Source organism: Litoribacillus peritrichatus (genome assembly GCF_039537985.1).
GTDB lineage: Bacteria > Pseudomonadota > Gammaproteobacteria > Pseudomonadales > Litoribrevibacteraceae > Litoribacillus > Litoribacillus peritrichatus.
The window spans coordinates 94581-117774 of sequence record NZ_BAABBN010000012.1; the positions used below are offsets into that span (position 1 = coordinate 94581).

15 protein-coding genes are annotated in these 23194 nt (G+C 42.4%); 5 read left to right on the forward strand and 10 right to left on the reverse strand.

Annotated elements, in window-relative coordinates:
• Positions 1-149 precede the first annotated feature (149 nt).
• Both ABD744_RS16885 and ABD744_RS16890 read left to right on the forward strand, forming a co-directional pair.
• On the forward strand, positions 150-899 hold the full coding sequence (locus ABD744_RS16885; protein WP_344799726.1) for a hypothetical protein: 750 nt from the start codon (positions 150-152) through the stop codon (positions 897-899).
• A gap of 143 nt (positions 900-1042) precedes the next feature.
• Positions 1043-1837, forward strand: a complete 795-nt coding sequence (locus ABD744_RS16890) for a substrate-binding periplasmic protein (protein WP_344799727.1) — start codon at positions 1043-1045, stop codon at positions 1835-1837.
• Between the two features lie 36 nt (positions 1838-1873).
• On the opposite strand, the gene ABD744_RS16895 is transcribed toward ABD744_RS16890, so the two are convergent.
• From ABD744_RS16895 to ABD744_RS16940, 10 genes are all read right to left on the reverse strand, one after another.
• Positions 1874-3499, reverse strand: coding sequence for an FAD-dependent oxidoreductase (locus tag ABD744_RS16895; protein ID WP_344799728.1), 1626 nt, complete (start codon positions 3497-3499; stop codon positions 1874-1876).
• Positions 3500-3975: 476 nt separating this feature from the next.
• Complete coding sequence (gene rhlP / locus ABD744_RS16900) at positions 3976-4881, reverse strand: rhombotarget lipoprotein (protein WP_344799729.1); 906 nt, start codon at positions 4879-4881, stop codon at positions 3976-3978.
• A 203-nt stretch (positions 4882-5084) separates the two neighbouring features.
• Positions 5085-6155, reverse strand: coding sequence for a hypothetical protein (locus tag ABD744_RS16905; RefSeq protein WP_344799731.1), 1071 nt, complete (start codon positions 6153-6155; stop codon positions 5085-5087).
• A gap of 201 nt (positions 6156-6356) precedes the next feature.
• Complete coding sequence (locus ABD744_RS16910) at positions 6357-7328, reverse strand: FHA domain-containing protein (RefSeq protein ID WP_344799732.1); 972 nt, start codon at positions 7326-7328, stop codon at positions 6357-6359.
• A gap of 90 nt (positions 7329-7418) precedes the next feature.
• Positions 7419-9632 (reverse strand): YcaO-like family protein, encoded by a 2214-nt coding sequence (locus ABD744_RS16915; protein WP_344799733.1) that lies wholly within the window; start codon positions 9630-9632, stop codon positions 7419-7421.
• Between the two features lie 71 nt (positions 9633-9703).
• Positions 9704-11518, reverse strand: a complete 1815-nt coding sequence (gene asnB, locus ABD744_RS16920; protein WP_344799734.1) for an asparagine synthase (glutamine-hydrolyzing) — start codon at positions 11516-11518, stop codon at positions 9704-9706.
• A 20-nt stretch (positions 11519-11538) separates the two neighbouring features.
• A complete protein-coding gene (locus ABD744_RS16925) occupies positions 11539-13752 on the reverse strand; it encodes a TOMM precursor leader peptide-binding protein (RefSeq protein WP_344799735.1) in 2214 nt (737 codons plus the stop codon).
• 122 nt (positions 13753-13874) lie between these two features.
• Positions 13875-15128: a hypothetical protein gene (locus ABD744_RS16930; RefSeq protein ID WP_344799736.1), complete on the reverse strand. Its 1254-nt coding sequence runs from the start codon at positions 15126-15128 to the stop codon at positions 13875-13877.
• A gap of 62 nt (positions 15129-15190) precedes the next feature.
• The gene (locus ABD744_RS16935) at positions 15191-19273 is read right to left on the reverse strand and encodes a TOMM system kinase/cyclase fusion protein (protein ID WP_344799737.1); all 4083 of its coding nucleotides are present in this window, start codon (positions 19271-19273) and stop codon (positions 15191-15193) included.
• 417 nt (positions 19274-19690) lie between these two features.
• The gene (locus ABD744_RS16940; protein ID WP_344799738.1) at positions 19691-20311 is read right to left on the reverse strand and encodes a DNA-3-methyladenine glycosylase I; all 621 of its coding nucleotides are present in this window, start codon (positions 20309-20311) and stop codon (positions 19691-19693) included.
• Positions 20312-20601: 290 nt separating this feature from the next.
• Between ABD744_RS16940 and modA the strand changes: the two genes are divergently transcribed.
• From modA to modC, 3 genes are read left to right on the forward strand one after another with little or no spacing between them, the layout of a single operon-like run.
• Entirely contained in the window at positions 20602-21366 is a 765-nt protein-coding gene (gene modA, locus ABD744_RS16945; RefSeq protein ID WP_344799739.1) for a molybdate ABC transporter substrate-binding protein, read from the forward strand.
• A complete protein-coding gene (gene modB, locus ABD744_RS16950) occupies positions 21363-22055 on the forward strand; it encodes a molybdate ABC transporter permease subunit (protein ID WP_344799740.1) in 693 nt (230 codons plus the stop codon). Before modA ends, modB begins: the two co-directional genes overlap by 4 nt.
• Before the next feature lies 1 nt (position 22056).
• Entirely contained in the window at positions 22057-23187 is a 1131-nt protein-coding gene (gene modC / locus ABD744_RS16955; RefSeq protein ID WP_344799741.1) for a molybdenum ABC transporter ATP-binding protein, read from the forward strand.
• Positions 23188-23194 lie beyond the last annotated feature (7 nt).

Below are 23194 nucleotides of genomic sequence, written 5' to 3' on the forward strand. Positions count from 1 at the left end.
CTGAACCGGAGTCAGAAATTCTCGTGAAGACCAGTTTACTGACCAGAAAAATCTTCATAATTATTTTATGCCTTATCGCTCATAGATCTTACGCGGCGGGAGAGTGCACTCTGTCCCTTGTTTACAAAGACAAGGGAAAGCCTGGTTATATGGCTCCGGCACCGAACAATGAAGGTCTCTATAAAGCACTCTACCAAGAAGTCGCGCACAACCTAGGGTGTAAACTATCCATTCAAAGATATCCCAAAAAGCGCACTCACAGATTACTAAAATCGGGAGAAGCTGACTTATATCCAAGCACCGGTTTTGATAATGACCGCGCGCAATATTTGTTTTATATACCAAATGGATTATTTCGGTACGAAGCATATTTCGGCCTAGCACCAGACTTCATAAACAACCTAAAAAGCATCTCAGAAATTAACCAATACGGGCTCACTTGGGTTTTCGAAGCTGGAAGCACAACCAGTAAAATTGCAAAAGCCTTTAAAGTTCCAAACAAACCTATTACGAAATTAACCGACAGTCGCGCAATAACCATGTTAAAGAATGGACGGCTCATCTTTTACCGCATCATCAAAGAGGATTACTTCAAATATTTAGCCGCCCATAATCTAGAAGACTTAACGAGTTTAAAAATTTCAACACACAAGTCTTGTTGCAAAGCAAAGTCCCAAGAACTCTACACAGGCATATCCAGAAAATCGAACATTTACCAGGAAGAAGCAAACGCATTATTTAACCCGGGCAAACCTCTCTCGGCCAACAACGTTCCATATAAACTAAGCAGTAGCTCATTGGCTTATCGCCTTGCGTCAGAAATGAGAACAATGGTTGCTTCCGGAAGAATTGATGCACTTTATCAGCAATATATTGTTGCCCCAGGACATACGCCCTGATCACACATCAGAGAACAACTTACATAGCAATCTAAGTGTTGACTTATCTGGTGTTATTACTGATTTCCACTAGTATTTATGCTGTAAATATAAGGTGTTATGTCATTAAGAGATTAACTTTCATGCAAAGGCACATAATTTGTTTGTTATTTTCTTTAATTCTGCCTGGTCAGTTACAGGCTGAAAACATGACATGGTGTGCCTACTTTAATTGGAAACCCTGGATTTATCTCACCAGTCAGGGAGAACATGCTGGCATCCTGATTGACCAATTATCTCTATTTCAACAAATTAACCCTTCTATTACAGTTACGCTCAAATTCATAGACAATTGGAAGCGATGTCAGGCAGAAGTCGCCAGTGGCAAAATATCCTTCATTCTCGGTGCGAATAAAACACCGGAGCGTGAAAAGAAGTTCGACTACCTACCGGAGCCTTCGTTTTTAAATCATTCAAGCATGCTTGCGTACTCGGCATTAAACAACGATAAAATCCAGAAAATTCACTCCCTGAATGATTTAAAGCGTTATCGGCTTGCCATGGTAAGAGGTAATTCTTATGGCGATACACTGGATACGTTTATAAAAACATTAGAAAATGACCAGGTCGGTGAAGTCAGTTCTCAAGGTCAAATATTAAAACTTGTTAGCATCAAACGTTATGATTACTTTTTATTGCCCGCCGGAACACTAGCAACAACCATCAAAAAATACCAACAGGCCTTTCCTACACTTTCCAGTCACCAATTCAGAGTTATCTATGAAATACCAAGAGCAACTCCTGTTTATATTGTCTTTGGTAAAAACACAGGAAATTATGAAAAATACGCTGAACAATGGCTCTCAACATTAAAAGCATACTATTCATCCGTTAATTTTGATGACGAGGTAAGGCGTCATCAAAATACAAATGGGCAACTAGGTTCAAAAACCAAATAAAACCAGACCCGTTGTTCGAAGGCCTGGTTTGTCCTCTTAGCGATTCTTTGGCGTATTTGGATCGTTTTCTTGCATTTCACGCCCGTGAATCATATGAAAGGCAACCCGTTCAGATAGGGCACTGATGGTCGCTGTGGGGTTTACCGAGATCGCACTGGGCACAATCGAGCCATCTGCCACGTAAAGACCAGGATAACCCCAAACTTCACCCCATTCATTCACCACACCATCTTCTTTTTTATCCGACATAACACAACCACCCAATGGGTGAGCAGTAAGCAATTTACGCGATGGCCAATCCCAAAGCGGGCTATTGATAAAGTGCCCTCCAGACTTCTTACTGATGTCTTTAAGATGGCCAATCATGTCATTAAACATAGAACGGCTTTTTTTGTGCTTCCAGTCCAGCTTCAACCGCCCCCGCCAATCCAAATAGATTTTTCCATCAGCGGCGTCAGTACCCATGCCCAGGTAAGGTAAAAACTTCGTCATGTAGCCGCCATTAAAGAGACGTTCTGCTTCAAAATTTGACGTCAGACCCAAACTGCGCAATACATAATTCTTAGCCTGATCGACCGCATTCCAGAGACGCCCTGTCGTCGGCAATATACCATTCAAATACCACATAAACGGATCGGGAAAGCCTAAGTCTTCGATGTAAATATGCTGACTGTCCCCTTTAGTGTAACCAACACCAGCCGTAATGCTTGGTCCCCTGCCCGCATCAATTTCTTTATCTTTGTAATGCGTGCCTGCAAACAGAAAATCACCGTTACCAGAAAAGTGTTTTCCTAAACGGTCAGAGATATCAGGCAAGCTTTTGGTGCGATCACGACACTCAAGCAATAATTGGTTGGAGCCTAACGTTCCACCTGAAACAACCACTTTTTTACCTTTAACGACACCGGGGACAGATGTGCCTGAAAGAGGGTCCTCTGGCAGCTCCATGAACTCAACGTTATAGCCACCGTCATGAGGTAAGATATTGACAACCTGATGCAACGGGTACACTTCAGCACCGTGTTTTTCAGCCAGTGGGATGTAATTTAAATCCAGTGTATTTTTTGCGTTGACATGGCAACCCAATAAACAGTTACCACAATAGTCACATGGGCCTTGTTCCTGACCACCCGGGGATTTGGCTTCTTCATCAAAATGAACGCAGATATCGATTTCTTCAGCTTGTTCAGACGTTGCCGCAACGGCCTCAATAAAGGCGCTGGTTCGCTTTGGAATTTCCCGACCTTTGGGCGGTGTCAATTTATTTGCTGCGAGCATATCCTTTGCGACTTCATAATAGGGTTTCAAACTTTCTTTGGATATGGCTTTAGGCCAGCGAGCCTGATCGAAGATTAACTCAGGAGGCTGGATATGAACATTAAAGTAATGGAGTGAACCACCACCTACCCCTACCCCCTGAATCACATCCATATTTTTAAAAGGCAAATATTCGATGAACCCTCGCCCTTCTTCTTTATCCTTCTCATCCCAAAACGCGTGATTAGCCACTTCACCGGTTGACCTGGGAAACTCCGTTTTAATCCAGCGCTTGCCCTTTTCTAAAATGCACACAGAATTCCCCGCTTGTGCCAATCGGCAAGCGGTAATGGCACCACCAAACCCGGAACCAATAACAACGACATCGTATTCTTTTTTCATCATTTCTATCCCTAGCAAGCCCTTTAAGAGGGTTTTGTTGTTTTTATCGATATGCACAGACGCACAACACAACAGGGATTAATGGAAAAAGCACAGAGAAGACAAAACTCAGATAACGCTCTTTAAAATCAATCAGGGGTACGACGATTCGTGATATACAGCCGACGATTCATTTTATGTTTATTATAAAATTTCCACTCAGCCTGCGAGCCATTGCCTAAATCCTCACTCAGAACAATTATGGTCAAAGGCTGCACATACGCATAATATGGCAAAACTGATCACTCTTTTACATTACACGTTATTACATAAACTTTAGTTTTAAATCGTCACCGATTCCACGTCACGACATCAATATAAGAACTATGTATGACATTGATTTTATGGATAAAAACATCAATAAGACTGCAAATAAAACAAAGGAACTGACCTGTGCAGTTCCTTTCAAATTTCTATCTGAGTTACAACAGCAACAAAAACTACATCACCCAACCTCTACGAAAGAATAATACTCCGCTTAACAACATAAATATCAAAACCTCAACAACACCAAATGCCCCACCCTTATACCCTGGGTGATACCGAACTTCGGCCAATTTGGGATTATCTTTGACCTTCTCCTGGAACCGGCTAAGTTGGTGCCCCAAATTAACAACCATTTCATCAGAGGCTTCATGATAGCCTTTAGCACTATCCAGGCGTAATTCCTCTGTGAGATTGACCGGGGTAGAATTCCCTTTAATTGTACTGGTCCCTGGTGCCCTGAATAGCATTTTTCGGCTCTTGATATCAAACACAGAAGTATCAAGCATAGTGCTGGTATCATTTTTCTCACCAGAAACCACATAGGCTCCTACAAGTGTCCAATAACTTAATGAGAGTAAACCATTATCAGTAAATTGGATCTGATCATAGGAAACCAAAGCCATTACATCTACACCATACATGGTGCTAATTTGATCTAAGTTGGTAAAACCTCCCTCTTTAGACAAATAAGCAGAAGGGATTACTTCAATTTCTCTAACAAACTCTAGCGACCTAAAGTGATCTGCAACATTTTCAAGAATATCTGCCTTTCTGGCTTCACTCAGCCCTCCCCGAGCCAGAAAATGTTCCGATCTATTTCGATGCCCCCCAAAACTCATTCCGGACCAAAAATTCTGCCCTGTTCTGACAGATATTTTCTCTGGCACAAACGCAATACCAACTTTAAGGGGCAAGGTCAAAATGGGTACGCTTGGCTGAATTGCCTCGTTTAAACCTTTAGGATACAAGTAATCTACAACGCTACTGCTATTTCTGGTTTGCTGAGCTGAACAACCAGTCAAATACACTGTAACCAGTATGATGACCATGCTTGCCAGCCGTCCCCATTTTATGTTCATAATCGTCCCTTTATTCCTCTCCAACAAAAACACCCAAATCATCACTGACAATGATTTTGAAGCCTATTACGAAGGGACTTTAAAACATTAAGAAATATCATCAGAATACAAACAACCGAGTATTATAATTTGATACCTAGCGATGAGTAAGGTAATACCTGACTGATATAGAATTAATATTATGAAAGGCTTTGTTGGATAGCTTAAGAAGCTTTCATTCTTTTCGCCAAAGGCGAGGACGAAGTCGCATACCGAACACGACCCGAATTGGCACCTATCAATAACTTTTCATTACAAATAGTTTCGAATTCCCAAATAGGCTCATTCATGTCTGCAGTATCTGGCTGATATAAAGTCAAGCTTATAAACATAGCCCCTTTAGTCGCTACTGAGAACGCCTCAATAGCTTGTTTATAATTCAACCGACATTGCTTAATGGCCTTTAAACCAGGTGGTCGATATGTCAATATGGCTTGTGATGCCCCCTGCCCCTCCTTGTCCTCATAAAACTGATAGCACTTATCGTCGTATAAAGTAACCTGATCGAAGCCAGAAACATCATCCGACGATGATGCCCGACCATTGGTAATAAAAGCTTTTTGAAGCAATAAGTGACTAGAAGCATCGCAAGCCCCCAGAGCTGGATTCTTTAAGTCAGCAAGGTCCAAAAGCACTTCCTGGCCTTTAGCGATTAACTTAATTCCTTTTTTACCGATTTGAGTTGGATTTAACAGCAAAGAAAAAGACGTCGGTTTTGCCACTGGGCCTTTTCCTGGATTATAACCTATGCCAGTTTCTTCAAGGACGGCATGATACGGCCAATAGTCAACGTCTGCTGCGATCTGTCCTGTCGTATTATTTTTTGGGATAATTTTATGATCATACGAGAAATAATCATAAGCATCGATCACTCCACTCAAGACAACGCCCTCATTTGCAAGTGTAATATGCGCGCTAACTAAGGTTGCCGGCACAAAAACATCACACGCAGAGACTTCAGTAATTACATCGTTAACATCCACCAGCGTTGGAGTGCCTGAAGCCGTAAGCTGAATTGAAACCCATTGAAGTTGAAAGTGATCTGCGCTATTTAAAAGCACTTTATGGCATAGAAATCTTAAAAAACGCTTATTGCGGGATTTAAACTGAACAGCCACCGGATGAAAAAAGCGGCCTGGCTCCCGTCGCATGACCTCGTTAAACAATGAAAGGCTGCATTGATCTGGCTGAGTAAAGTCGGACCACTCACTCTTCATTGATAACCCATAACTCATTTTAATCTCCGTAAATTTCTCACACAGTACTCAAACGATCACGTAGAAGTAAAAGGACTAATCACTTCCCCACTTATGAGTTAAACAGAAGATCTAAAAAATGGTATTACACTCGATTACATAAAAAAACGGCCACACTTCGGAAAGCGCAGCCTCTGAACCTCACAGGATTAAATAGGACTTATTATCTGAACTCAGGGTTTAGTTTAAGCGTAAGCCACTTTGTTTAAACTCATTTTGGCTTTCAACGCCCACACCGCCCAATATTTCAACCACATTAGGGCCAAACCTTATTTCGCCGGTTCTTCTTTCTATAATTTGTGGCATTTGATCTTGGTATGGATAAATATCTAAAAACTGTTTCCTGAAGCGATATATCTGAATGTTGATATGGTTAGCATTTTGCCCCATCATTTTGCACAAAAGATCTTTATCCACCCAACCACTTTCTGACTCTGAAATCCCCGAGTTATGATCATTCAGGTATTTTCTGGCCAATAATAAAAGAAGGTAGTGATGGTTTCTGACCTCCAAATCAAGAATTTCATTGCCTGTATCCACAGATAATGAAACGTGCTCTTCATTTTGACTCACGTCAAATTTAAACACTAACTGCTTTGGGGGCTGACTGATTTTGTTTTTAATGACCTCCGTTTCAGTACTTGCCTGAGCATCCACAAACCGCCATTGCTTGTCCGTTGTGCCGACCCGGTCCCCCATTTTAAGTTCATAAACAGAAGACGCGGTTTCACACATCCACTGTCCTTTGTAAGAACGATAAATGGATATCTGAGGATCATCCTCGGAAGGCAGAACTGTAATCTGAGCCAACTTTATTGTGGGTAAGCCCAATGTAATCGGGATTAATAAGCTGTCTGGAGGGGACACATCTTTAACAAACCAAATCTCTGCCAATACACTGCCAAATTGAATTTGATCTTTAGCGTTCAGAACTTGCTGGGCACCACGAGCAAGATATTGTCCGTTGATGTATGTACCGTTTGAACTTGTATCCTTCAGAACCCACGCTTCCCCATCCCAAATAACAACCGCATGTGTCCGAGAAGCTTCAGAATTAGAAAGAAACGTTGCTGCCGTAGGATGCCGCCCAAAAACATGTTGAGGTTGAATATCGACATTTACGCCCGTTCGTTCGCCAATTAATATCGCCATGAAATCACCCAGTGAATAAACCTTTATTTATACATTACAACAGCACATACATTTCGCTATTACATACAATTACATTCAACCCTGCCTTGGTTAAATATATAAAGCATGAGGATTAATATTTGACTCATTCAAGGCCACGTCTTTCATTGCTAAATCCACAGGCACTTTATATAAACGTTCATTAGCAAATTGGGGCCAGATGTGGCACAAGCCCGGAACAAATACTTTAACTGTGTTCAAAGGGATTTGAGCTCGCGAATAATTCAAGACCAGCACTTCCATTTTGAGCGTCTTTAAACGTTCTACAATCCCCAGAACATCATCCTTCAAATCATCACCAGCTGAGCTGATCCGAGGAAAGGCACTTGCGAAGTTATCGGGATATAAATACGGGCTATCCGCCATAGCGTCAAAATCAAAAGGCGCACCATTTTGATTTCGAATAGGAATCAGCTGACATAATTCAGTTAGCGCCCTCTGCGCTGCAATTTCGGGCGTCAGATGACAACCAAACCCCATAACAAAACCACCATCTGCTTTACTTTTACCGATGGCAGCCATGACTGGAACCCCTACATCCAGAGTTAAATCCAACACCCAGAATTCATGGCCAGCCTCATCATCCGGGGATAATGTCTGCTTCAATTTTGATAAATTCTCTTGATCCAAACGAGACAAATCAAACTCCGGACGCTTTAACCGGTTATACCACCAAATTGCCACAGCATCCCGTTCAATCAGCTCAAAGACACCTTGTAGAATGGCCTCCTCAAGGGAGTTACCCGCTGCGCATCCATTCGAATGCCAGCGACCAAAGCAAACATCTTCAAATGGAATTTCACTGAAACACTGACTCAAAGGCACATGCACAGCCGCTTCATGGGTTAAAGACCATACCGGCAGCCAATGTATTGGCTGATCCAGATAGGGTTGAGCCGCTTGTTTAAGTTGAGAGTCTGGATGAACTGGGTCATTAAATTTTTGATATTGAGCCTCACTGTAAGGGGTTAAATCCTGAAAAATCAAAACCCGTTGCCCTTGAACGATTAACTCTGAATGCCTGCTTTTGATCAAAGGGATATCCGGCTGATAGAGCGCATTATAACGCTCTACCGCCTCACACAATGCACTCGCCTGAGACTGTATCGGGCTAACTCCTTTGCCCATACAAATCTGTACAAACCCTTGCTCCATGACCTCCGGTTTTAGATCCGACGGCGTTTTGAAAAATCCACTTCGATAAACTTTTACAGGGGAATTCGTTCCAAATTCTACTTCTTTAAGGTGGTTAATTACGCCAGTCACCGGGCTCACTAAAGTACACAATCTATCAACCGTTTCTTGGGCCGATACAGACCTTGACCCACCATCCTTATTGAAGCGATTCAGACAGGCATTCAAATGAACCGGACTATGTATCTGACGACTCATATCGTCCGTATTACCCAAATCAATATTGATCGGGTGCCGCTCTGTTTGACAATCACTTTTCCTATACACCGCAAGCACAGTGGGAGCAGACGAGGTCATTTGCAAAATGATCAGCTTTTTTAAATCCTGTAACTGCGCTTCCGTAAACTGAACGCTATTCCTTACAGGCAGCCCTAGTGAGCTAGCCGGCCACTTAATCATAGCGGCCTTGCGAACAGGTTGATTATCTAAAATGCGTTTTTGCAGGTTAAGGAAGTCAGTAAAATCCTGATGTGAATAAAGAGGACTGATCCAGCAACTCTCCCCCGTTAATTTCACAACCAACACTGACCCCGGCTCATTCAGCTCAACCTGGGTGATTCGCGGGTTCAGAAAATCATCAACTAAAATGTATGTAATTTTTGCCTTTGTCTGAGTATTCACAAAAGCATCTTCCACCGATTGAACAAGGAGGTCAGTTAAGCCATAAATACTCTCAATCTCAATCAACGATAAATTAATAACATCAAGTAGGCTCGTATTGTGAGAGAAGTCTTGTGGTTCCAGGTCTCGATTATTGTCAAAATCAGGTGCTAAATACTCCTCAATTATTTCTGAGTTAAGAAGAATGTTAGATTCTAGGAGCTGTTTCACTTGAAAGTAAAACATCGCTTGCTTTTGAGAATCCTCTTCACGTTGTTCTGCAATAATCTGGGAACAGGTGAGCTCTCCGTTCAGTTGATCAAGATACGGAAACTGCGACTGAGGTAACCACAGCTGTTGCTGTTCAGATATTAATAAAACATCTTTATTATCAAAAATATAAACACCAAACGACGGGTGCCACAAAACAACGCCATCTTTTCCCGATTTTCTTTGTACTTCCAATTTCATTAAAAGACATCCCTATTTATTTTTATAATTCCTAAAAATCAAGAACACATATGATTGATGAATCTATTTCTTTAAAGCGATAAATTAAATTTTTTTTGCAAAATCATAAGACTCACTAAGTGTACAAATACAGGATCAAATCGGGACCTGACGCTTTCATTTTGCCCTTTTAATTGTAAAAACAATTTCCTGACTTTCGAGCTAGAATACAAAGACGGTAAGTCGTTTCCACCTAAAATATACGATTCAAATAAATCGGCAAGTGGGCCTGTTTTTTTGAAACTGACTGGAGCAGTGATGAATGGCTTTTTCTTAACGTATGTGTAACTTTCTGGCATATATTTTTTAGCCACGTGCCTTAAAATCCGTTTGTTTTTCCTTAAATGAAATTTATATTCCAATGGCAAACTATGTATAAAATCCACCAGTTCGTTGTCCAAAAACGAAGGCCGCCCCTCAATGGCGTTCGCCATTTCCGTCCTGTCAGCCAAGGCAGATAAATTGTAAGTCTGAAAAACAGTTTTATAGTGAAGTTCTTGCGAAGTACAAATTAACGGGGAATCTTTCTCTCGGTTAATAGCCGAGTATTCATTAATCAGAGAGTATTTTCGATTCCGTAAATTATAAAGCGCCTCAGCCTGTGGTAATGCATGAGCCATTTGAGCAGGGACATAACCCAAGCGCTTATGAAGATAGCTCAAACGGCCAAACCCGTGACCGTCCTCTGCCTCACCTAAATAAGGTGAGGTAATGTCCTGCATAAAAAAGCCATACCCTAAAAGAGACTCATCTGCTCCTTCTCCGGTTAAAGCCACTTTATGCCCTCTTGCCGACAGCACTTTACTGAGAAAAAATTTTGCAGATACATTAAAGTTCGGTACAGGCATCTCACAATGATAAACAGACGCCTCAAAGCAATCGGCTAAAGTCTTTTCAGAAACAGATACAATCTCATGTTCAATATCAAGACAACTCGCAAATTCACTTGCCTGCGAACTTTCATCAAACATTGGATCTTCAAAACCTATGCTATAAGTTTTAAGCTTCTGGCTATATTGCTTGGTAACAGCCGCAATCATCGAAGAGTCAATGCCGCTACTGAGATAACAAGCATTCACCCCGCCAGTGAGGAGACGCTTTTTTATAGCCCTTATGAATAAACTCTCAAATTGATCTGCCGCATCATCAAAAGATAGATCACTCAGCCGATAACTTGCAGGAATCAATGGCGACGTATCGACATAAGTGATTTGTTTAACTTCGTCATTGACCACTTTTAAAACAACACCGGGCGGAACAGAAAACACCCCTTTAACCAGCGTTTGTGTTGTATCTGCAACAAAAGACTCTACCGACTGCAAATATTCCAAATTCCATCGGGAAGGAACGCCACAGGCCAGCAGTGCCTTGACCTCGGAAGCAGCAATTATTTTTCCATTTATACGGGCAAAATACAGCGGCTTAATACCATGACGATCACGTCCCAAGTAAGCCGTTTCAGAAGCCGAATGCCATACAGCAAAGGCAAATTCTCCATCAAGTAATTGAAACGCCCTTTCACCACAGTGCATAAGACTTTGAACTAAATATTCACTGTCCGACTTTGTCTGAAATTGAGCGCCTTCTTTTAAAAGAGAGGATCTATCGTTATACAGCTCGCCATTTATAACTGAAACCCACTGGTTGTCTGCGGTCACCATAGGCTGTCTTCCCGACTGACCACCATTGATAGATAAACGACAATGACCAAGAGCAACTTTGAGACCTGCTGACATCCAAAGCCCTCTTTCATCCGGGCCACGATGGTTTAAATAACCCAGCGCATCCTTAAATCTAGCGACATCCACGGAATCATACCGAGAGTAATAAAACAAAAGACCACACACGATTCATTTGTCCTTGCACACTATATCAATAGAGCTTGTTGGTTTAAGTTATTTTCATGCCTTGCATTGTCCAGTAAGCCTAGAGCCACAGGAACTTGATACAAACGATCTACTGCGAAATATGGAAAAATATGACAGGTTCCAGGAATAATAACTTTCGCCGTATTTAGGATCATATCCGGCCGGCTGTAATTCAATACCAACACTTCAAGACCGAGTAAACGTGCGCGCTCTAAACAATGATTGATGTCATCTTTAATATCCGCATTCTTTACCGTTTCAAAGTCTTTCAGTTTGCAAGGGGGTTGCGAGTCAGGAAACAAATAGGCGCCATCAACAATTGCATCAAAATCAAAAGGTGCTGTATTACGATCTCGAATTTCTGTTATTTGACATAATTCAGTAAGTGCTCGTTGGCAAGCAATATATGCATCAATATGACACCCGAAACCAAAACAAAACTGGCCAGTCGTCTTATTTCTACTGATGGCTGCGATCACAGGAATGTTAAAATCTGTTGTTATATCAATAGTCCAGTAATCCCACTCCGCCTCAATGGTATGCTCCAGCTGTTTGAGTAACTCATCACTGACGCCCTCAAAATCAATCATCCGTCTAGGCGTTTGGTTGTACCACCAAATAGCAATGGCATCACGCTCAATAATCTCAAAAAAACCTTGGAGAATAGCCTCCTCCAAAGTGTTCCCCGCAGCACCTCCATTGTGATAAAAACGACTGAATTTCTGATCGTCAAATGGCGTATTTGCATAGCAGTAACTTAAAGGAACAAACTTCGGTTGATAGTGAGTTAAAGACCAAACTTGTGTCCAATGAATTGGTCGGTCACTGAGGTACTTTTCACTAGCATAGAGCTGGTGCTCGGGGTTTGCCTGGATATCAAACGAGTCATATTGCTGGTCCGTAAAGGGAGTCAAATGTTGTGGTAAAACATAATCAGAAGAATTCGGAGGTGGAACAGCACTGAAGACATACTCATCGCCTTGGTACTGAGAAGCCAATCGTTCAATGCCCTCACTCAAAGCACTTGCCATTGACTGCTGTTTACTAATGCCCTTCCCCATTGTCGTATAAAGAAACGTTGCATTAGAAATCGGCCCGATATAATGATTCAGGGTCGGATTCTGGAAAAATCCACTTCTATATATTTGGTTTACGTACTCACCCTCTTTGGAAACAGAACTGCAGTGGCTAAGCAAACCACTAAACGGGCTAATTACTTCTAAAAGCCGCTGACATGTCACCTCAGGATCAATCGTTCTAACACCGCCATCTTTGGTAAATCGTTTGAGTGTAGACGTTAGCTTAATAGGCTCTAAACTTTGCTTTTTGAACAAGTGCTTATCACCACAACTCGGGCATTGGGGCCTTTTAATGATGGGGTGCATTGTCTGATTTAAAGTTTCATAATTTATTTCAACTATTAACTGCTTTTTCTTGTTCTCCAGCAAACTTTGTAAAACAGTCCTAAGAGCAAACTTCTGGCTCGCGTCCAAATCAAAGTGGTCTTTTACAGGAATAAAGCCTAACCTAATATGATCAAAAGCTGAGCTTGCTGAGGTATCGTTTGCACTAAAACGATTCCAACGTAAACCATTATTTAAAAACAAACGATGATATAGGCACTGCCAACATCCTCCATCAGAAGCATTAAAAACAGGGCCCAAAAACGCTTGCTCCCCGGTTAACTTAATTACCACCCAACTCTCTTTTAGTCCTAACATTTCCTTATGGATCGAACCAATTCTAGGGTCAAGGTAATCATCCACTATCACTATGTTTTGAATGTCAAAAGTTACGCCTGAAAAAATGCTTTCGGCTAAGCTGTCAACTCCCTCCACCTTGGTAAGACACCATAAACGCACTCGCACTCCACCTGAATTGAGCGATGAAATGACAGGTTGATTTGAAAAATCCGGATGCAAATACCTAAACGTATCAGAGTCTTTACCCTTCTTCTTAATAAGTCCTGACTCAAATAAACGAGCAAGCTCTTGATGATGATTAAGTAATTGGTGAGAGGCCAAAACGTTACTTAACTCGGAGAGGCATACGTTTCCCTCAACCAGCGCTGAAAGAGTACTTTCAGAGTCTAATGCAACAATGTGACTTTCTTGCTCTGATAAAAGACATAGATATTCATCACTAAATCTTTCAACAAAAAACTTGGGATTCCATTCAAAATAGTCAGCAAATAAATTCATTAAAATTTTCATAAAGTTCGAAGGTACCAATTAATAATGTCCTTCGAACTCAACATCCTTTAATTTTCTGATTAAGCCTAAAAATGGCTAACATAGAGCATCTCTTCTCTCAGAGATGCTCTAGATAAACAAATTTAGCAGGAGAACGGGAAACCAGCAGAATCCACATTATATCGGCTTAAAGCCACAGGAGAGTTATCTTTAAGTTGAGGTTGGATCGGTACAACCATTTCTAACGTTTGAAGTGGAATTTTAGGAAAAATATAGTAATCAGAAGGTGAAAGATTACCTTTTGAATCTAGCTGGTCGATCGTCTCTTGATCATAACGCCACACCCAACGATTTCTCAGCTCTAAGCCGCCTTGAGCTTCTTTCACAGAAACGACTCCTGAATCTCGGTCAACCAAATTCACTTTATCAAAGAACGCAGTATCATTATCCTCTTCAATTATTAAGTCTAAGAGGAATGGGTATTCATAACCAATTAACTCTTTGATAATCCGAACTGTTTGCCCTGGAGGGTGTTTTTCAATGTCTTCAGGCTTTGTAATAACCGCTTTCCGAATCTCTTCGCTGCTCCACATCAGAGCCAACAAGTTCTGCATCGCGGCACCAAAAGAATTATAAACAGATGGGCTATCCGATAAATCATAAGTCGAGTGCACATCCACTTGTGGAACAATAACCGAATCGATTGTTTGCTCAACTGGATCAAAGTTATACTCGCTCGTAAAACGAGTAACCATCTTAATAAACAATCCAGAGTTCAGTTGAAACTGCTCTTGAAGAATATTTAAGTCACCTAAAACAGATGCACCAGAGTTCTTAAAATTTAAGTCGTGTTGAGAAATGTGACTGTCACCGAATAATCCCGGAGACGATACAAAATATGCCGCGATTGCCTTTGTGAGCTCTGTAGGTGAAAGATTTTCCGGTTTCTTTGGTAGTTTAATAATAATTCTATTATTTACAAACGGTTGAACCATATACCCGCCGTTGCTCGAATTAAAAATCGGAGCCACACCTTTATACCAGAAACGGTAAGGGTTTTCGTTACTCAACTTGTCAAACACTTTAACCGGCCCCAGCTTCACAGTTAACCGAGCCCAAAAAGATTCCTGATAAGGCTTTTCGCCTGACTCAGGACACACCCACTCTGTAGGGTTAATGCTCTTATAGTCTTCGCCTGCCTCTTCAATAAATTTAGTTATTTCATCACTTTCAGACCAAATTTGAGCAATTGACTGAATGTGTAATTGCCGAAGAGTCGTAATTTTATTCAAAGTATGAAACGGATCTTTACGAGGAGTTTTTCCTATTTCAGGGTAAAGAATACTGTCTGTGGCGTTCTCAGATGTTTCAACTATTAGTTCAGTTTTATCATTCATGATTTCCATTCCTATGTATTTATTATTTACCTGTTTTCCGTTTTAGGCACTAAACAGGAAGGTTATTCCCATAGACTTTGAGAATTTGTTGAGACTCCAATTACTTCTTGAAGATCCAGAGGAAAGTGTGAGTCGATTACTCGATTAACTTGATTCATAACGTCAACTACACCCGACAAACTAGCAAGGCTGCTCGCTTGAACAAGATCCTTTTTAGCCTGTTCTTTTTTATCGGGGATGTAATTCAAATAACACAATGCTCTTCTGAGGTATAATTGAGCTTCGTAATAGTGTTCACCTACTTGCTCACATAATTGAATGGACTTGGTTAGCTTAGAAAGCCCTGTTTCAATGTCTCCAATGTCCAGGTATATATCACTAAGAAGCGAAGAAAAGTAAGCAACGGCATGAAGAGAGCCACACTGGTATAGCTGATCAATGTGATCAGCTTCTGTAGGTAATAAACCTTTCGCCCAACAATTAATAGGACCTCCATACGAAGCGTAAACAGGAAGGCCATGTTCATCTGCGACTTTCAACAGCTTGTTGGTCGTATTGAGGCAATTGGCTTTATCGTTATTGTATTGATGCACAATACTTGCGTACATTAAGCAAATACACATAGATGGCGGATGTTGAATCCGTTCTGCTTTTTCAACGCCCAACCGAGCATACTTTAACGCATCATCATAATCAGCGCAGTCCCAACAAATTCGCCCTAGTAAAGCCCAGGCAAAAGCCTGATAGTCCCAACCATAAACTTGCAAGTGCTTTCGATCATCGTATTCTATATCAACAGATGCCGAAAGCTCGGCATAGTACCTAGCAACTTCAAGTGATGGCCTTGCTTCTTTGCTTAAGAGACCATCTGGAGATACATATTTACCAACATGGCTTCCGGTGTACCGGAAATAAGCCAAACAACCATATAAATTCGCCTTATCAATTGGCTCTGCTGTCGAAACCAATTGAGTTAATTGCTCCTCTATTTCTGGAAGCTCGCTTCGATTTCCCGAAACAATTCCATTAAACATTTTCCACCAAAGTAATGGGATCAGTTCCTTCTGATATGTATCTTTATACCCCCTCAATAACTCAATTGACGCTGAGGTATAAAAGTTAACCTCATCCGAAGCCCAACCATTAACTTGCATGTGTGAAGTAGTTAAAACACTATTAACCGCCAGTGTGGGTTGGACCCTTTCTTCTTCAGGCAGCTCTTTTATCCATTCCAATAAATTCTTAGACTGCGAGATTGCTTCGTCACATGCAGAGTGCTCTATCGCTAAATTCGAGGCACTGATTCCATATTCAATTGCCTTATTAAATAATCTCGCATGATAAAAGTGGTTAGCGACAATCCAAGGCTGCTTTTCTCGTAAAGCACTAAAATAAAGCTCTATCGTGTCCGCAACTTTCTTATGATTAAACTCCAAAACTGCGGTGCTCATGCTTTCATAAGCCGCATCCCTCACCAAGGCATGCTTAAAAATATAGCTATCACCACTGACCTGACGCTGACGTATCACTAATTCATGGGCTATCAATTCATTCAGGTCAGTCTGAATAACCTCTTCAGGCTTCGGCGAAGCAGCAACCAACAAGGCATAATCAAACTCCCTGCCAACGGTGGCTGCCAGTTGCGCCGTATCTTTGGAGGATATTAAGCTGTCCAGTTTTTGCTGAAGGGATTCCAAAAGCGTTTCAGGTACATCTTCAATGCGTTCCGGCGACACAAAGTCCACCACGCCGTTCAAGTGCTGAACCAGTTTTCTGGCCTGCAGCATGTTGACTAATTCCTCAATAAACAGAGGAATACCATCCGTTCTGGCCGTCACGACATCCATAACATTCTGAGCAACATTTTGATGATTAAATAATGTCTTTATGAACCGGTTGGTTTGATCCGAATTCAACCCTGTTACTGTTAGGTTGATATCGTAGTCAGGCGCCAGAGCTTCGGGCAATGCCTGCCGTGAGGTACTGATCAACACCGTTTTGGAAGATGAGAATTGGCTGTGTTTTAACAAATAACCAATGAACTCAATGCTCGTTGGATCAGCCCAGTGCATGTCTTCAAAAATAACTATCCCGGTCGCACCATTCGGAGTTTCAATGTCTTCAAGTAACAACACCGCAATGGCATTAAATAGAATCTCTTTCTGGTCTTCAGGCGTTAACGTGACAGCGCTTTCCACCTCATCCATAGGAAGATGCAACCAGGTGCACAACAAATTTACTGCGGTTCTGAACTCAGAGTCTAACTTGCCAATCAAAGCCTGCCGCAGCACATTTACAGACGTTTCAGGCGTCAACGAGTCCAGCGAGTATTTGTACTTCAATACATTAAGAACCGGGTACAAAGCACTGTACTTGTGCTCCGGCAAACATTGAGCAATGTAATGATGAAAGGTATCGGCCCTGTTTCTCAGCTCAAAAATCAGCCGTGATTTCCCAATTCCGGCTTCACCGTGGACGTGGGCTACCGTTTGGTTACTTTGAGGGTCTAAAAGCATCAAAAGCTCGGTCAATTCATCTTCGCGACCTACAAAATCATAGCCCTTCCGGTTTGCCCTCAAGAAGCCAAACGCCTCAACGGAACGCTCACCCAAAAGTTGATGCAACGCCGTCATTTTTTGGCTCACCCCTAAAGCATGGGCTCTGAAGGGTTTAAACTCGATGTAAGTATCCAGCAATTTTTTAGTAAAATCGGAACATAATACTTGTCTTGGTGCAGCCTTCCTCGCCAGCTCCATTGCCACATTGGGGGTATTCCCTTCAGGAACTGCATCGGTGTAGTTGGTAATCAGTCCGGTATGCATCCCCATCCGAACCTCAACTTCAATGCCCTGAGTGGATTTGAGTAACGCATTTCTTTGATTCAGACTGCTTGAAATATCCAAAGCAGTGCGCGCACAAAGCCTGCTGTCATTATCACTGACGGAAGGATAACCAAAGTAAAATAAAAGTGTGTCGCCTAATGTGCCCGCATGAAAGGCTCCGTACCTTATCGCTATATCTACGCATTGAGATTTCTGATCCCGATGCAGGGCATCAATCACCTCTAAATCCACTGCGCTTTCAGCGGCTGCCAGAACATTTAATGTCACGCACAGCGCAGAAATTTGCTTACGCTCTGTCAGCCCGGTAAACAACGCAGCATCATCATTAATTTGCGTTTCCTGAAAATCCATTACAGCAAAAGCCTCTGTATTCTGAGGCCCTGAAGTAACGGGTTTCAGGTTGTGATTCCCCACCAAAGAATTAAAATTGATCTGGTTTAGTTCTTGATAAATATCCGTTGCACTTGATGCCCGCTCCTGACTTTTTTTATTCAGCACACGCCTGAGTAACGCGGCAATGGGGTGCCCGGCAATTGAAGCCGGAATGGGAACATTTGACTGACTTAGCTGCTTATGAAATATGGACGCTAAGCTTGAGCCTGTCACAGCAGGCTGTCCGGTCAGACTCTCTATGAATACCAACCCCCAAACATACAAATCGCTCTTGATCGTTGGAGGCTCACCTCTAAGCTGCTCTGGAGCACTGTAAGACGGCGTACCAAGCGTTTCATGAGTCATAGTGATCGTTTTGAAATCATGCTTTCGCGCGTCATTGGTCAAGGTGCCAATGCCAAAGTCGAGTATCTTTACGTGAAGTCTTGCCCCCGACTTGGTCAACATAATATTGGCAGGTTTTAAATCCCGGTGAATTACCCCCTGCTCATGAGCGTGGGCGAGTGAATCCAGCACTTGAGCCATCAAGTTCGCGGCATCCGCCGGCAATAACGCCCCATCCTCCTGCAACGTATCTTTTAGCGATCGGCCCTCTACAAATTCGAATACTGCGAAAAGAAGATCATCATCACACACGCCTTTGTCCAGCAAGCGAACAATATTAGGGTGCTGGAGGCGGCAGCAAAGAGAAGTCTCACGATGAAACCGCTCTATGTAGCGCCGTCTTTTGTTGTCATCAAAATCGGAATTTAGCGTCAAAAACTTAATCGCCACTATTTGACCAGTATTGACCTGAGTCGCCCGATAAACCTGACCAAAACCGCCCTGACCGATTTTATCCAGCAACCGATAGTTTTCAGAGTGAAAACGTTGGCTAACTTTCATTTTGACTGAGTTATGAGAAAGCATCTTTATTTTCCTAATCAAGCCAGAAGCATATAAAAGGATTTTTTCTTCTTATAGAACAACTCTCACACAGTCCTGATCGAATATCCCAGCAATTTGTCCACTTGCACAATAAATTGAAATAGTGCCTAGAAATAACCAATACTAAAGACTTAGTAAAACTCAATTTTTAACCTTCTCAAAAGCTCACAGAATGTTAATTTTTGTAACTTTATCAATACTTTACTCAGTTACTACCGAGCGTCTTTCACGCCAACGGAGGTTTTCCATCAAAAACGAAAAAACAAATTGATTGAATAAAGATTAGAAGAAAACATCAGAAAAGTTATTACACGCCATTACAGCCATTAACGTTATCTCGTGTAATACATTGAAATTTCAGAGAGGTGATAGGGCATCACCTCAGGAAAGCAGTGTGACTTAGCCTACATCGCCGCCAGGGCGAACAAATTTCTCTCTTGCCTTCGCAACGATCTCTCTGGACGCACAACCATTAACATGATCATTAATAAGCCCCATCGCCTGCATGAAAGAAAAAACCGTCGTGGGCCCGACAAACTTCCAACCGCGTTTTTTGAGCTCTTTAGATAGTGCAATTGATTCCTGAGAATAGGTAACACTTTGCGGCTCACCCAACGTCGATTCATCAGGCTCATGACGCCAAAAAAAAGCTGCTAAGGAACCTTCTGTTTCCACCATTTCAACTGCTCGTTTAGCATTATTAATGACCGACTCAATTTTACCGCGATGACGAACAATCAACGCATTCTGTAATAAACGCTCAACGTCGGCTTCACCATATTCAGCTACTTTATTAAAATCGAACGAATCAAATGCCAACCGAAAACTTTCACGTTTAGTCAAGATCGTTCGCCAGCTCAAGCCTGACTGAAAACTTTCGAGACATATTTTTTCAAACAATCGCCGGTCATCTTTTACAGGGAAGCCCCATTCTTTATCATGATACTCAGGAAAATCGGGGGCACCAGCACACCAACCACATCGAGGTTTACCATCCTCACCGTTAAAAATCGAACTCAAGATCTTATTCCTTATTTAACGAATCAAAGACATATATGTACATGAATCGGCCTGAAATGACACGCCTGTTTCTTGCTATCTTATTCGTTTTATTAATGTTTCTGGCGTTATATACTTTCAGTACTTAACCTAGATCGCATTCACAATAAAATACAAACCCAATTAAGCCTTCTTATTAAAACCAAAAAATTCACCACCAAACTGTTTCAATACAGGGTTTAATTGAGAATACAGTTGGAATTTTCGTTCGATCGTATAAGGTAGTCGGCAGTATCTCGGAGTTATAATTCATGAAGCGTTATGCGCTATTGAGCGGCTTATTTTTCTTTATCAGCTGCATACAAACTGCATTCGGACAGTCAGAGGAAAGCATACACATTGCAGTGGCTTCAAACTTCACACCTGTCATGAAAGAACTGGCTTTCGAGTTCGAAAAAAGCACGGGAATCAAAGTTAAAGCATCTTATGGGTCTTCCGGCAAATTCGTCGCTCAAATAGCACACGGGGCGCCCTTTCAGGCATTCTTTTCAGCAGACCAAGCAAAACCCAAAGCATTGGAACACCAAAAACTCGCCCTTCCTGAAACCCGGTTTACTTATGCTATTGGCGCCCTGGTGCTTTGGTCTACCAAGCAAACGGACCAAGATAACCTTATCGCCCAGCTCAAGAACGAAAGTTACCGCAACATTGCATTTGCCAACCCCAAATTAGCCCCTTATGGTGCAGCAGCGTTGGATGTATTCCGAAACTTGAAGCTACCAACACCTGAACGATACAAATGGCTGCAAGGTGAAAATATTGCGCAAACCTATCAGTTCATCAGCACCGGAAACGCCGATTTAGGGTTTATTGCGCTATCGCAGTTAAAACAACAGGTTTCTCAGCCCAAAGGCGTTACCTGGGAAATACCAAAACATTTATACTCCCCCATCAAACAAGATGCGGTGTTACTGAAGCGAGGACAAACCAGCCAAGCCACAAAAGATTTTTTGATGTTTATCCACTCCAAAACATCTCAAGAAATCATTAAGTCATTTGGCTACGACATACCATGAGTTATTTTTCAGACGCAGACCTGTCCGCATTAGGGTTAACGCTTCAACTGGCCACCACCGTTACCTTGCTCCTACTACTTATTGGCACACCCGTCGCGTGGTGGTTAGCCAGAACCCAGTCTTGGCTGAAAGGACCGGTTTCTGCCATAGTCGCACTGCCACTGGTATTACCTCCGACTGTTTTAGGTTTTTATCTTTTAATCGCGATGGGACCTAATGGCCCGATTGGCCAATTCACGGAAAGCCTTGGACTCGGCACACTGCCCTTTACCTTTTGGGGTTTAGTGATTGGCTCCATGCTTTATTCCATGCCCTTTGTCATCCAGCCTATTCAAAACGCCATTGAAGCCTTAGGTGACCGTCCACTGGAAGTTGCCGCTACCCTGAGGGCTGGTCCGGTGGATCGTTTCTTCACTGTCATTCTGCCTTTGGCTAAACCGGGATTTATCACTGCAACCATTTTAGGCTTCGCGCATACTGTGGGGGAGTTTGGAGTGGTTCTGATGATCGGCGGTAATATTCCTGGTGAAACTCGCGTTGTTTCCGTTCAGATATACGATCACGTTGAATCTCTTGAGTACGTTCAAGCTCATGCGTTGGCGGGTTTGATGATTGCTTTCTCATTCGTTACGCTGCTGGGCCTATATTGGTTTCAGCGTAAGCAACCGTTAATAACATCCAAGGTATAACATGGACGACCAGCCCAACAGCATACGAGCCCAATTTCGGTTGCAACAACACAGAACAACCAACCAACCATTTGCCTTGGATGTCGACATTAACCTGCCCGGTAATGGCATTAGTGCCATATTCGGACATTCAGGCTCAGGTAAAACCACCCTGCTCCGATGCATTGCCGGCTTAGAAAAAGCAGACCAAGGGTTCCTGACAGTGAAAGGCGAAACCTGGCAAAACAACCGCTGTTTTCTCCCCACTCATAAGCGTCCTATTGGTTATGTTTTTCAAGAGTCCAGCTTATTCCCTCACCTAACGGCCCAAGGCAACCTCGATTACGCCGTAAAGCGAGCAAACAAAAAAAGCGCCTCTAAACAAAGCACTTCTAAACAAAGCACACGCGCTTTATTTGAGCGAGTGACAACCATTATGGGCATCACCCCCATATTAAACCAGTATCCCCATCAATTATCCGGGGGGGAAAGGCAACGCGTCGCCATTGCCAGAGCGCTTCTGATTCAACCCGAAATATTATTAATGGATGAGCCTCTTGCGTCACTCGACATGGCCCGTAAACAAGAGATTTTACCGTACCTCGAACGCCTTCGTGAGGGCTTCGATTTGCCCATCATTTACGTCAGCCATGCTATGGATGAAATTGCTCGGTTAGCCGATCACGCGATTGCGTTGGATGAAGGGAAAGTCATTGCTCAAGGAACACTGCAAGATGTGTTCTCTCAGGTAGATTCGCCCATTCACTTTGGAGAAGACACCGGAGTCGTCATTTCCGGCCAGGTTACAGAGCGCGATACTCGCTGGCATTTAAGTAAAATCGCCTTTGACGGTGGCTGTCTCTGGGTTAAGGACGGAGGAGATGCTTTAAATCAAAAAGTTCGCGTCCGGGTTCTGGCCAGAGACATCAGTTTAGCCAAAAGCTGCCATCATGACTCCAGCATCTTAAACCGGCTGGAAGTCACCGTTGCAGAAATCCATCAGGATCAAGACCCTTGCATGGCATTAGTTCGCCTAAAATCAAATAGCATTTATTTCATCGCCCGAATCACTCAGAGATCCCTTCATCAACTGAAAATCTCAGAGGGTAATACTATCTGGGCTCAAATCAAATCCGTGGCTTTGGTTCGATAACAGTGGA

Bases quoted from the DNA above. Each gene is read 5' to 3' on its own strand.
- ABD744_RS16895 (WP_344799728.1), bottom strand. From the start codon at position 3,499: ATGATGAAAAAAGAATACGATGTCGTTGTTATTGGTTCCGGGTTTGGT.
- ABD744_RS16930 (WP_344799736.1), bottom strand. From the start codon at position 15,128: ATGAATGATAAAACTGAACTAATAGTTGAAACATCTGAGAACGCCACA.
- ABD744_RS16915 (WP_344799733.1), bottom strand. From the start codon at position 9,632: ATGAAATTGGAAGTACAAAGAAAATCGGGAAAAGATGGCGTTGTTTTG.
- modA (WP_344799739.1), top strand. From the start codon at position 20,602: ATGAAGCGTTATGCGCTATTGAGCGGCTTATTTTTCTTTATCAGCTGC.
- ABD744_RS16935 (WP_344799737.1), bottom strand. From the start codon at position 19,273: ATGCTTTCTCATAACTCAGTCAAAATGAAAGTTAGCCAACGTTTTCAC.
- ABD744_RS16925 (WP_344799735.1), bottom strand. From the start codon at position 13,752: ATGAAAATTTTAATGAATTTATTTGCTGACTATTTTGAATGGAATCCC.
- ABD744_RS16905 (WP_344799731.1), bottom strand. From the start codon at position 6,155: ATGAGTTATGGGTTATCAATGAAGAGTGAGTGGTCCGACTTTACTCAG.
- modC (WP_344799741.1), top strand. From the start codon at position 22,057: ATGGACGACCAGCCCAACAGCATACGAGCCCAATTTCGGTTGCAACAA.
- rhlP (WP_344799729.1), bottom strand. From the start codon at position 4,881: ATGAACATAAAATGGGGACGGCTGGCAAGCATGGTCATCATACTGGTT.
- modB (WP_344799740.1), top strand. From the start codon at position 21,363: ATGAGTTATTTTTCAGACGCAGACCTGTCCGCATTAGGGTTAACGCTT.
- ABD744_RS16910 (WP_344799732.1), bottom strand. From the start codon at position 7,328: ATGGCGATATTAATTGGCGAACGAACGGGCGTAAATGTCGATATTCAA.
- ABD744_RS16885 (WP_344799726.1), top strand. From the start codon at position 150: ATGGCTCCGGCACCGAACAATGAAGGTCTCTATAAAGCACTCTACCAA.